We start from the raw sequence: 11,389 nt of genomic DNA on the forward strand, positions 1-11,389 counted from the left end.
TGAGTCTCTTCTCTTTGGGGCACCGGGGCTCTCTCCGGGGCACGGGGACGCAGGGACACCGACACAGCCGGGACATCCGAGAAGTCGTCGGATCTTGAAGGCCAACCTCTGAGCGGAGGCCGTTCATGGACATGCGGTGGACCGTCCACCTACCCCGCGAGACGGCGAGCGTCCCCATGGTGCGCCGCCTGCTGATGGGGGCAATGGAAACTGCGGGGGTGGATCCCGGAGTCGCCGCCGAAATCGGCCTCGCCCTCTCGGAAGCCTGCGCAAACGTCGTCGAGCACGCCGAAGGCACCAACCCCGAGGCGGAATTCGAGGTCAAGGCCGGCATCACCGGCAACCGCTGCCGCGTCGAGGTGAGCGACACCGGGCCCGGATTCACCCCCGAACGCCTCAGCAGCCCGCTCCACCACGTCACTTCCACCGGCGCCGAGAACGGCCGCGGGCTCCTGCTCATCGAGGCGATGAGCGACCGCGTGCAGCTGCGCAACCACCCGCGCAAGGGCGCGGTCATCCGCTTCGAGAAGTCGCTGCGCTGGCGCAAGGACGCCCTGCTCCCGGCCTGACCGCCCGGCCCCCGACCCCGTCCGCAGCCCCGCCGCATCCGGCGACCCGCACCGCTCCGGCCCCCCGGACCTGCGTGGCCGGCGTCCGCTCCGCATAGCCTGGTGCCCGCATCGCACCGGACTGTACGAGGAGCCCGCCACGTGACCCGCCGCCCCGGCCCCAGGTCCTGCCTCCTCTTCCTCGGCTCGGTGCTCGCCGCCCTCGCGGGACTCCTGTCGGTCCCCGGCACCGCGGCGGCCGCCCCCGCCGCGAGCGGGGCGGCCGCCGCCGGCCATGTCGTCTTCGTCGGACTCCCCGGCCTCATGTGGTCGGACGTGACCGCCGGCGGCACCCCCCATCTGGCGGCGCTGAGCGGGCACGCCTCCTCCGCCGCGCTGTCGGTGCGGACCGTGGAGAAGACCACCTGCCCGACCGACGGCTGGCTGACCGTCGGCGCCGGGGCGCGGTCCACCGACAAGCGCCCTGGCGGCGCGTGCGGCCCGCTGCCCGCCCCCGCGGTGGGGGCGGACGGCGTACTGACGGTCCCCGCGCTGCCCGGCATCGCGGACTTCAACGACAAGTACTCGTACGACGCCCAGTTCGGCGCCGCCGCGGCCGCCGTGGCCCGCGCCGGGAAGTGCGTGACGGCGGTCGGCCCCGGCGCCGCGCTGGCCACCGCCGACGCGCAGGGCCGCAGCCCGGCCCGCTACCGGCCGGACACCGCCGGCCTGGACGCCGCCGCGCTCGCCGAGTGCGCCCTCACCCTGATCGACCTCGGCCCGGTCGCCGACGCCGCCGCACCGATCGCCCCGGACGGCACCGGAGACCGCGCCGCCCGGCTGCGCGCGTTCGACGCCGAGCTCGGCCGCATCGCGGCGGCCCTGCCCCCGCGCACCGAGCTGATCGTCGCCGGGGTCGCGGACGACGGCACCACCCCGCACCTGCGCACGATGCTGGCCGGCGGCCCCGACGCAGCGTTCGACAGCGGCTTGCTCACCTCGTCCTCGACCCGCTTCGCGGGCATGGTCCAACTGACCGACGTGGCCCCGAGCCTGCTCGCCCCGCTCGGCATCGCCATCCCGGACGGCCTGGTCGGCTCGGTGGTCGAGCCGTACGACGGGCCCCGCGACAACCCCACCGGCCTGGCCGCGGCCCGGCACCTCGAACTCCTCGACGTCGGCGCGCAGGCCGCCCGCACGGTCCGCGAGAAGTACCAGTTCTTCACGTGGCTGACCCTGCTGCCCGCGCTGGTCCTGGTCGGCGGCGCCACGTGGGTGCGCCGCCAGGGCCGCACCGGCGAACAGGGCGCCCGGCGCCGCCGTGTGCTGCGCGTCATGCAGGGCGTCGCGGTCGCGGCCGCCGTGGTGCCGGCGTCCAGCTTCCTGGTCGGGCTGTTCCCGTGGGAGAAGGCGCCCAGCCCCGAGTGGGCCATCATCGGCATCACGCTCGGCTTCGCGGCGCTGTTCACCGCGGTCGCGATGCTGCTGTCGGGCCGGCAGCGCGACCCCTACCTGGGCACCGACCTGGCGGCGACACTGACCGTGGTCGTGCTGGGCGCCGACGTCATCCTCGGCTCGACCCTGCAGATGAACGCGCTGTTCGGGCTGTCCCCGCTGATCGCCGGCCGGTTCTACGGCTTCGGCAACGTGGCCTGGTCGATCTACGGCATGGCGGTGCTCCTCGCGGTCGCCCCGCGTGTCGGCCGCCGCCTGGAGGCCGGCAAGCGCCGCGCCGCGATCGGCCTTCTCGGCGTCCTTGCCCTGGCCGCGATCGTGGTCAACGGCTGGCCCGCCTTCGGCAGCGACTTCGGCGGCGTGCTCGCCCTGGTGCCCGGCTTCGCGGTCCTCGGCATGATGCTCACCGGCACCCGCATCTCGTGGGCCAAGGCCGGCCTGGTCGCGCTCGCCGCGGTCGGCGCGGTCGCGGTCATCTCGGTGCTCGACTGGATGCGCCCCGCGGCAAGCCGCTCGCACCTGGGCAAGTTCGTGCAGGACGTCGTCGACGGCGAGGCCGGCACCGTCCTGCAGCGCAAGATCGCCGACAACCTGGGCTCGTTCGGCACCCCGGTCAGCTTCCTGGTCCCGGTGCTCTTCGTCCTCATGATCATCGCGATCCTGAACCCGCCGAAGCTGCGCGCGACCGCACTGGTCCCGGCGTACGAGCGGGTGAGCTGGCTGCGGCCCGTCCTGGTGGCCATGTGGGTGACCGCGGTGGTCGGCTACGCGGCCAACGACTCGGGCATCCAGATCCCGTCCGTCGCCCTGCTCATCGCCCTCCCGCTGTCCTGCGCCGTGCTGTGCGCGGTCGCCGCGGAGGAGCCGCCCGGCTCAGCCGTCCCGGCCGGCGGCGGCATCCCGCCGCGCCCGCTGCCCGAGCCGCAGGGCGCCGAATAGCAGCGCGAGCCCCGCGTACGGCCCGACCGTGCCGCGCAGCGTGCGCGCCAACGAGTCCACGCCGTCCGGCAGCGGCACCGCGCGACCCGGCACATAGGCGCACACCAGCAGCGTGGTGCGGGCCAGCAGCAGCCAGTCCGCGGCACTGGCCCCGAGCAGGGCGAACGGCGCCCACACGGCCAGGTCGTACCAGGGCAGGCTGTAAGGCGCGGTCAGCACCCAGGCCAGCGTGAGCAGCGCCGCCGCGCCCGCGGCGTCGCGCAGCGCCGGGTCGGCGACCGGCCCGCGCGCCGCGGCCCGCGCCACCACCGGGGCCAGCAGCCACGCGACCAGCGCCAGCGCGACCCAGCCGATCAGCCCGATCAGCGTGCGGGCGTCATCGTGGTCCAGCGCCGATTCGAGCGGCTTGACGGCCAGCCGCAGCGGCATCGCCAGCGAGACCATCTTGCTGTTCTCGCGCATCTGCTCGAACGCCTGCGTCCCGAGCGGCAGATAGGCCGCCGCCCCGACCGCGAGCCCGGCGCCCAGCATGACTGCGAGGTCCTTCAGCCGGTGCCGCAGCGCCCAGGCCAGGGCCAGGACGTACAGCCCGAGGCTCACCTTGGCCGCGCAGGCCAGGCCCACGAGCACGCCCGCGAGCAGCGGGGAGCGCCGCACCGCGACGAGCGCGGCGACCGCGATCGCGACCGCCAGCGCGTCCAGGTGCCCGGCGTTGACGCCCACGAACAGCAGCAGCGGATTGAGCATCCACAGCAGCGCGATGCGGGCCCGCGCCTGCCGGTCCGCCCCGACCGCCCGCTGCAGCAGCAGGCCGGTGGCCACGAACGCGGCCGCGCCGAGCAGGGTCAGCACGAACACGATGGTGTGCGTCGAGTCGCCGCCGAGCTTGGCGGCCAGCCACTGCTCCGCGGTCGCCACCGGGCCGTACACCGACGGGGTGTCCTGCCAGGGGGCCTCGACCGCCCGGCCCACCGGGTCGCCCGCGGCCGCCAGATCGGTGGCGGTGTCGCGGTACGGATCGCCGCCGGTCGCGGCGAGCCGCCCGTACGCCGCGTAGACCAGGTGGTCGGCCGAGCCCATCGGCGGCACCAGCACCGCGGCGACCGCCGCCGCGATGCCGGCCGCGGTCAGCCGCCGCGGATCCGGCGCCCAGCCGGCCCGCAGCGCGAGCATCGCCAGCCCCAGACCGAGCGCACCGGACAGCGCCGAGCCGAGCAGCAGCGCGGTCACCAGCCCGGCCGACGGGTCCGCGGCGAAGCGGTATGGCGGCAGCCAGGACGGCCCGCCGGGCAGCGGCGGCTGGGCCGCACTGGGCCCCAGCAGGCCGGTGGCCAGGAGCAGCACGATGCCGGTCGCCAGGAACGCCACCGCGGCGCGGCTCTGACCTGCGTGGTTATGTTTCACGTGAAACATTTCGGATGAGCGGACTATGCGCCGGGGCTGCGCCGCACGGCTGACGGATACTCAGTTCGAGGCCCCCGCCCCGCTCGACTTGCCGCCCGGCCTGCCGCCGGGTTTGCCGCGCAGGGCGCCGGGCAGCGCGCCGGCCGCGCCGCGCTCCGCGAGCGCCCGGGCGACGTGCGCGTACTGCCTGGCCCGGTGCTTCTGCGCCGCCCAGTCCTTGCCGGTCACCCGGTGGTGCAGGTCCACCTCGATCTCGCGCACCGCGAAGCCCTGCCGCACCAGGTCGATGGTCAGCCCGGTCTCCACCCCGAACCCGGCGGCGAGCGGCAGCGCCGCGTCGAACGCCGCCCGGGTCAGGCAGCGCTGCCCGGAGAGCGGCTGCGCCGCCTCGAACCCGCTGGCCCTGCGGATGCCCTCGCGGGCCGCGCGCACCACGAACCCGTGCCCGCCGCCGGCCCGCTTCTGCGGCGGCAGCACCGCGATCGCCATATCCGCGGAGCCGTCCTGCACCGGGCCGATCAGCGGCGCGGTGTTGGCCGCGCTCTCCTCCAGGTCGGCGTCCAGGAACAGCAGCAGGTGCGCATCGCCCGGCGCGCCGCGCCCTTCCCGCGCGTCGACCGCGGCCACGGCCGCCGCCCCGGTCTCCATCGCGGCGGCCTTGCCCCGGTTGCGGCCGTGCCGGACCACCACGGCCCCGGCGTCCGCGGCCGCCCGTACGGTCCCGTCCCGCGACCCGTCGTCGACCACCACGACCAGGTCGACGCCCGGCACGCTGCGCGCCGCGTGCACCGTCGCGGCCACCCTGCGCTCCTCGTCGCGCGCCGGGATCACCACCGCGACGGGCGCCGCCGTACCGCCTGCTTCCCCGGATGCGCCGCTTCCGGATGCCTGAACTGCCATGGCAAGGGATCGTAGAACCCAGGAGTACTGCCCGGATGCCGCGGCATCCGGAGGGCGCGGCGCGGCGGCGTGCCCGGATAACCCGAAACGGGTACAAAGAAAGTAGAGGAGGTCGTCGCAACCTCCGGCGGAACCTTGCGGCGTGACGAATCGTCATTCCAGAAGAGAAGAGCTGATCGGGTACCTCGGCCGCACGAATGGCGGAAGGCCCGGAGCAGATCCCACCGGAGCGCGGCGTGCTGCCGCGCCGAGGACACCGCGCGAGTGCTCCGCCCGACCGCGCCACGGCGCGCCATATCCCGCCACCCGGTACGGCCGCGGGTAGCGTCGCGACACGGTCGCGCGGTGGCAGCGCGGTGGCAGCGCGGTGTCCCAGTGCCCGCGGGACGGGTGGAAAGCGCACGCAACGCCCCAGCAGTTCCAGGCAGTTTCCAGTATTTCCAGCAGTTTCCGGCAGTTTCCGGCAGGCTCACGGAAGGGAACGAGCGCCATGCTGCGCGAGATTCTCGGAAAGCGACGTAGGGAACGCTCCGCACTGCTGTCCGCCGCGGTCGCGTGCGCCCAGTGGAACTGGCCCGTGGTCCCCGGGGCCGGGCTCGACCGGTGGGCCTGCACCTGCAACTGCGGCCGCGACGACTGCCCGGTCCCCGGCGCGCACCCCGACCCACCGGCCGCGCCGGACGGCACCGGCCGCCCGCCGGGCGCCACCCGGCCGCCGCTGCTGGCCGCCAGCACCGACGAGCGCATGGTGCGCTGGTGGTGGTCGCGCTTCCCGGACGCCCCGGTCGTGCTGGCCACCGGCCGCCGCGTCGCCGCATTGAGCGTGCCCGAGGAGGCCGGCGTCAGAGCCTTGGGCCAGCTGCGCACACTGGGCGTACGCATCGGCCCCGTCGTCGCCGCGCCAGGCCGCCACGCCTTCCTGGTCGCCCCGTACTCGTTCGACGAACTGGCCGACCTCCTCGACCGCCACGGCCTGGACCGGTACGGCTCGGTGCCCATCACCCTGCGCTGCCACGGCGAAGACGGCTACCTCGCACTGCCGCCCTCGCGCGTGCCGGGCGGGCCGCTGCGCTGGGCGGTCGCCCCGGCCGGCACCGCCGTCCCGGGCGCCCCGTCACCGTGGCTGCCGCACGTGTCCGACCTGGTCCGCACCCTGGTCGACACCTGCCATTCGGTGACCCAGGTACGCCGTTCGGCCTGACGCGCGCCTGCGGCCGCGGTGTCCGAGGCGTCCGGTACGGTGCGTCGTCTTCCGTTTCCACGGAGTTGCCGCATGACTCCCGCAGGCGCGGAGACGGCGGTAGCGTGAAGGCGATCGGGCGGCTCGGGGAGGGCGGGTATGCGTCAGCCGGAGGGGTACGAGACCGGTGCCGGCGAGGAGTTCGGGTACGGACCGGACCTCGGGGGCCGGGCATCGGAGACGGACCCGAAGGACGGGAACGGCGGGCGGCACGGCGCGCCCCTGCCGCAGACGGTGTCGGCCGGGCTGGAGAGCCTGGCGCGGCTGTGCGTGGACATGGACTTCGCGCTGGAGACCGCCGACCTCGCGGTCGGCAAGGTGCGGGTCTCCTACGAGCGCGCCCGGCAGGACGAGTCAGGGGCTCCGTTCCAGCCGCGCACCGCGGTCGCCTGGCAGATGGAGTCCCTGGTCTACGCGCACTACAACGGCATCCGCCGCCTGGCGTTCGAACGGAACGCCGCCTACGCGCTGGCCGCGGCGGCCGTCCTGCAGGCCGTCGTGGACGGGCGCGCACCCGGTGAGGACGACCTCGTCCCGGCGGGCGACCCCGAGCACATCCGCCAAGTCCTGGACGACGCCACCGCGCTGCGCGAGATGCTGCCGCGCCCGGTGACCGGGAACACCGAGGTCGACGACGTGCTCGGCCGCGCGCACCGCGCCGTCTTCCGCGCGCTGGGTGCCGCGGGCAGCCAGGAACTTCCATGGAGCCAGGCGCATTTGCACCTGGCCGAGCTGGTCGACGACCTGGCCGAGCTGGATCCGCCGGTGGCCACCGGGGAACCGGGCATCAACCTGTCGCTGCGGGCGTACGCCCAGGGCTGCCACGGCGTCGTGCTCGGTCTGGCGCCCGGCGGCTGGCTGGCCGCGACGGGCCCGATGGCCGGCTGAGCCCCCTGGCCTACACCCGTCCGGGACCCGTCCGGCACTTGGCCGGACACCTGTCCGGATGCGGCCGGATCCGGCCGTACGGGTGGCATCCGCACCGGCGTTCACCCGGCGGGGGAGTCCGGGGCCCGGATCGGCACCCATCTGTCGCAGTACCGCGACATCGGGTGATCGTCGCCGGCCGGCGGAGGCGATAAGCTCGGCCCGCCAAGGTGACCAGGCCCCGGATTCCGCACCGCCGGACGGGGCTTCGCGCGAGGAGACACCATGCAGCGGGCACGCACGGCACGCGTTCGCACGGCAGCGCTCGGCACCACGGTCGGGCTGTGCCTGCTGATCCCCCTGGCCGCCGCATCGGCGGACTCCGCGCACCCCAAGTCGCCGTCCGCGGACGGCAGGCCGGGTGCCGCGACCGCGTCGCCGACCGCCAAGCCGCGCCCGTCCGGTTCGCACGACTTCGGCAACGGCGTGGCGCCGGGCAGCGCGGAGGGCCTCGACGCGGTCAAGCAGCTGCTCGCCGCCACCGGCACCCCGGCCGGCACCGCGCCGGCCGCGGAGGCGAGCAAGGCCCCGGCCGCGCCCGCGTCCACGCCGGTCTCGAACTCGCTGTGCGGCAAGGCCGTCGAGGTGCCCGGCGGGATCCGCGCGCAGACGTGCGTGGAGCGCGAGGGCACCGAGGTGTGGGGGCGCGTCTACTACCGCAACCCGACCGCGGACCCGCTGCTGCTGGTGCTCGGGCTGCTGAAGCCGGACGGCGACACCGTGGAGATCCGCTGCACGATCGAGGCGCGCGCCGGCGAAGGCCAGTGCGAGACGCCGCGGCTGCGCACCGACCAGGCGCTGCCGGCCTGGTCCGCGATCGCCGAGATGGCCACTGCGGACAGCTCCCGCAAGGTGCTGCGCAGCGGCACCGCGTCCGCCGCGGGCTGAGTCCGGCGCGGCTGCGCGCCGCCCGGACGGCACCCGTCCGGCAGCCGGTCCCGGACATGAAAAGGGCCCGGCCGCTGAAGACGGGGGATGCATCAGCGGCCGGGCTGGATCAAAGGTAACAGGCAACTTCCCAGTACCCAAGTCCAGGGCAGAATTGGACTAGGTCCATTTTGTAAAAGCCTGGTCTCACCGGGGAATCCCGGTCTGCGGACCTGCACACCCGGCCCCTGGGCAGCGCTTTTGCCGACAGGTGCCGGGAACTCCCGGAAACGACCGCGGGCCCGGCGTACCGGGCCCGCAGCGGACGTCCCGTCCCTTAGTTCAGGGTGATCTGCCGGTTCAGCAGGCCGTTCCGCGCACTGCGCTGACGCGGCGTCAGCGGCGTTGTGTCGGCGAGGGATTCGGCCAGTCGGACGCCGAACTCGGCGGCCGGCTTCTCGACGTCGTCGGCGGTCATCCCGGTGGGCAGGTCCCACACCGGCACCAGCAGGCCGTGCGCCCGGAAGGACCCGACGAAGCGCGTCCCCTCGCCCAGCGCGGACGCCTCGGCGGCGTGCAGGCGGGCGATCGCGTCGAGGAGCTCCTCCTCCGGGTGCGGCATGACCCAGCGCAGGTGATTCTTCTCACGCATGCTGCACCAGTACGCCGCGTCCACCGACGTGAGGCGCGTGGTCGGCGTGGCGGCCGCGTTGGCCCGCTCCAGCGAGGCGGCCACCTCGCCGGTCGCCGCCTCGGCGTCCTCGACCCAGAAGTCGAAGCCCTGGTGCACGGCCACCTCGAGAGGGGCCGCGACGTCCAGCAGGTCCTGCAGGCGCGGTCCGGCGGCGGGCAGCGCGCCGGGGGTGACCGGCGTGCCGTCCTCGGCGGCCAGCGCGCGCTCCAGCGCGTCGGCCAGGTCGCGGCTCACGTCGCCGGAGCTGGTGTGGGTCTGCAGGCCGATCAGGATGGCCCCGTTGTCGCGGCGCAGCGCGGGCCACGCCATCGGCAGCACGGTGGCCAGGGTGACCGAGCGGTCCGGGTCGGCGGCCAGCTTCAGCTGCGCCGTCGCGGCGGGCACCAGCTCGCGCAGCGCGACCCAGTCGCACTCGTTCGCCAGGCCCTCGAAGGGCCGGTGCACCAGGGTCTCGGCGGCGGTGGCCGCCTCGCGGCCGTGGCATGCCTTGTAGCGGCGGCCCGAGCCGCAAGGACAGGGTTCGCGCCCGCCGACCACCGGTACCTGGTCCGTGGCGGTGGTCGCGTTCGTGTTGTGCTGGCCCTTCCGCGCGGCCTTCTTGCCCATGCTGAGATCTCTCCCGGTCGCGGATTGCGGTGGATGGATGACGCCCGGCCGAGCGTAGTGCGCTCCCGGCATATAACCCATTCCGCGACGCGGGCCGCCCGGACCGGCGGGGTCAGTCGAGCGGTTCCACCGCGTCGAAGTCGAAGTCCCAGACCTCTTCGGCGGCCGCTCCGGCGCGCTGCCCGGTGGACAGCAGCGCCCACACGGTCACCTCGTCGCCCCCGCCGCGTACGCCCCAGTCGGTGGCGAGCGCGTCGATGATGGACAGCCCGCGGCCGCCGCGGGCGGTCAGCGACGGGCTGGCCTGCCGCGGCCGGGTCGGGCCGCCGCCGTCGGTGACCTCGATGGCGAGCATGTTCCCGGGCCGCAGGCCCCAGGCCGCGCGGACGCTGCCGGACGGCAGGGCATGGGCGTGCTTGAGGGCGTTGCTGAGGAGTTCGGACAGCACGAGGGCAGCGTCGTCGACGAGGACGGGGTCGATCCCGCGGTCGGTGAGGTCGGCGATCAGCCGGTGCCGGGCGGCACCCACGCCCACGGACGCGTGCGGCACGAGTACAGCCTCAGAATCGGGCACCCCACGGGCCACGACCATTGCCACCCCCGGACCTCCTTCTCACCCACACGTCGGGCATGGGATGCCCGGTGTGTGTCGATCGGAAACAGTCTCGTCATCCGCCTGCCGGAACAGGGGCAGGCCCCCCGCCGTGCGGAACCCGCACCCCACGTCGGCAGGCACCCGCGTACGCACCCTTTCTACCCCGGATGCAAGCCCTGACCCGAGGAGGCGGGAGCGGCTGATGAGGAGTTGTTACCCGGCGGGGACCGGTCCGGTGCCGCGAACCCGGCCTGCGGGGCAGGCCGGGCCCGGGGTCGGACGTATGACCCGGCGATCCGGGCCGGTTCAGCCGAAAATCTGCCGGAGCACGCCGGCCGGACGGTTGGTGATGATCGCGTCGACCCCGAGCTTCAGGCACAGGTCCACGTCCTCGGGCTTGTCCACGGTCCACACGTGCACGCGGTGCCCCGCGCGGTGCAGGCGGGCCACGAAGCGCGGGTGCGCCCGGACGATCTCGATGCTGGGGCCGGCGATGCGCACACCCTTGGGCAGCGTGCCGTCCCGGAAGCGCAGCGGCACGCGTTCCATCAGGAACACCGCGGGGAGCCGCGGCGCGAGCTGCCGCATCCGGCGCAGCGAGAGCTGCGAGAAGCTCATGACGCGGACCTGCGACGGGCGGCCCTCGACCGGGTGGGCGAGGCCGAAGCGGTCCAGGAGTTCGACCAGGCGGCGCTCGACCAGGCCGGCGTAGCGGGTCGGGTGCTTCGTCTCGATCGCCAGCTGGACCGGGCGGTCCGCGTCGACGACGAGCTGCAGGAGCCGGTCCAGGGTGAGTACCGACTTGCGGTCCCATTCGGGGGCCTCGGGGTCGTCGGCGTATACCCCGCCCGGTTTCCAGGAGCCGAAGTCGAGGGTGGCCAGGTCGGCGAGCTCCAGCGTGGAGACCAGGCCGCGGCCGTTGGAGGTCCGGTTCACTCGCCGGTCGTGCACGCACACCAGGTGGCCGTCCGCGGTCAGGCGCACATCGCACTCGAGCGCGTCGGCGCCGTCGTCGATCGCCTTGCGGTAGGCGGCCAGGGTGTGTTCGGGGACGTCCTCGGACGAGCCGCGGTGGGCGACCACCTGGACGGCCGCAGGGGGATGAGCGGTCACGGGCCACATCGTGCCACCTCGTCCGGGACCGCAGGTGACGGTCCGGCGACGCGGGGTGGTCCTGCGGCGGTCGGCCGTGCGGCGTCCGGGGGGACGCCGCA

10 protein-coding genes are annotated in these 11,389 nt (G+C 74.7%); 5 read left to right on the plus strand and 5 right to left on the minus strand.

The window, feature by feature from the left end:
- The first annotated feature begins 125 nt into the window (after positions 1-125).
- A complete protein-coding gene (locus LZ495_RS04405) occupies positions 126-569 on the plus strand; it encodes an ATP-binding protein (RefSeq protein ID WP_235050552.1) in 444 nt (147 codons plus the stop codon).
- Positions 570-710: 141 nt separating this feature from the next.
- The gene (locus LZ495_RS04410) at positions 711-2,942 is read left to right on the plus strand and encodes a hypothetical protein (protein WP_235050553.1); all 2,232 of its coding nucleotides are present in this window, start codon (positions 711-713) and stop codon (positions 2,940-2,942) included.
- On the opposite strand, the gene LZ495_RS04415 is transcribed toward LZ495_RS04410, so the two are convergent.
- Together LZ495_RS04415 and LZ495_RS04420 are read right to left on the minus strand one after the other, a co-directional pair.
- Entirely contained in the window at positions 2,877-4,346 is a 1,470-nt protein-coding gene (locus LZ495_RS04415) for an MptA/MptB family glycosyltransferase (protein ID WP_235050554.1), read from the minus strand. The genes LZ495_RS04410 and LZ495_RS04415 overlap by 66 nt on opposite strands.
- Positions 4,347-4,406: 60 nt before the next feature.
- Positions 4,407-5,246 (minus strand): glycosyltransferase, encoded by an 840-nt coding sequence (locus LZ495_RS04420; RefSeq protein ID WP_235050555.1) that lies wholly within the window; start codon positions 5,244-5,246, stop codon positions 4,407-4,409.
- Positions 5,247-5,739: 493 nt separating this feature from the next.
- On the opposite strand from LZ495_RS04420, the gene LZ495_RS04425 reads away from it, so the two are divergent.
- The 3 genes from LZ495_RS04425 to LZ495_RS04435 all read left to right on the plus strand — a co-directional run bounded on the left by LZ495_RS04425 (position 5,740) and on the right by LZ495_RS04435 (position 8,301).
- Positions 5,740-6,447, plus strand: a complete 708-nt coding sequence (locus LZ495_RS04425; RefSeq protein WP_235051066.1) for a bifunctional DNA primase/polymerase — start codon at positions 5,740-5,742, stop codon at positions 6,445-6,447.
- Positions 6,448-6,585: 138 nt separating this feature from the next.
- Positions 6,586-7,374 (plus strand): hypothetical protein, encoded by a 789-nt coding sequence (locus tag LZ495_RS04430; RefSeq protein WP_235050556.1) that lies wholly within the window; start codon positions 6,586-6,588, stop codon positions 7,372-7,374.
- A 264-nt stretch (positions 7,375-7,638) separates the two neighbouring features.
- The gene (locus LZ495_RS04435; protein WP_235050557.1) at positions 7,639-8,301 is read left to right on the plus strand and encodes a hypothetical protein; all 663 of its coding nucleotides are present in this window, start codon (positions 7,639-7,641) and stop codon (positions 8,299-8,301) included.
- A gap of 316 nt (positions 8,302-8,617) precedes the next feature.
- Here the strand turns inward: LZ495_RS04435 and LZ495_RS04440 are convergent, their stop codons facing one another.
- The 3 genes from LZ495_RS04440 to LZ495_RS04450 all read right to left on the minus strand — a co-directional run bounded on the left by LZ495_RS04440 (position 8,618) and on the right by LZ495_RS04450 (position 11,288).
- On the minus strand, positions 8,618-9,580 hold the full coding sequence (locus LZ495_RS04440; RefSeq protein WP_235050558.1) for a DUF5926 family protein: 963 nt from the start codon (positions 9,578-9,580) through the stop codon (positions 8,618-8,620).
- A 112-nt stretch (positions 9,581-9,692) separates the two neighbouring features.
- Entirely contained in the window at positions 9,693-10,130 is a 438-nt protein-coding gene (locus LZ495_RS04445; RefSeq protein ID WP_235050559.1) for an ATP-binding protein, read from the minus strand.
- Positions 10,131-10,481: 351 nt separating this feature from the next.
- Positions 10,482-11,288, minus strand: coding sequence for a glycerophosphodiester phosphodiesterase (locus LZ495_RS04450; RefSeq protein ID WP_372498521.1), 807 nt, complete (start codon positions 11,286-11,288; stop codon positions 10,482-10,484).
- Between the last annotated feature and the right edge of the window lie 101 nt (positions 11,289-11,389).

The sequence above is a fragment of the Yinghuangia soli genome, from assembly GCF_021502675.1.
Lineage (GTDB): Bacteria > Actinomycetota > Actinomycetes > Streptomycetales > Streptomycetaceae > Yinghuangia > Yinghuangia soli.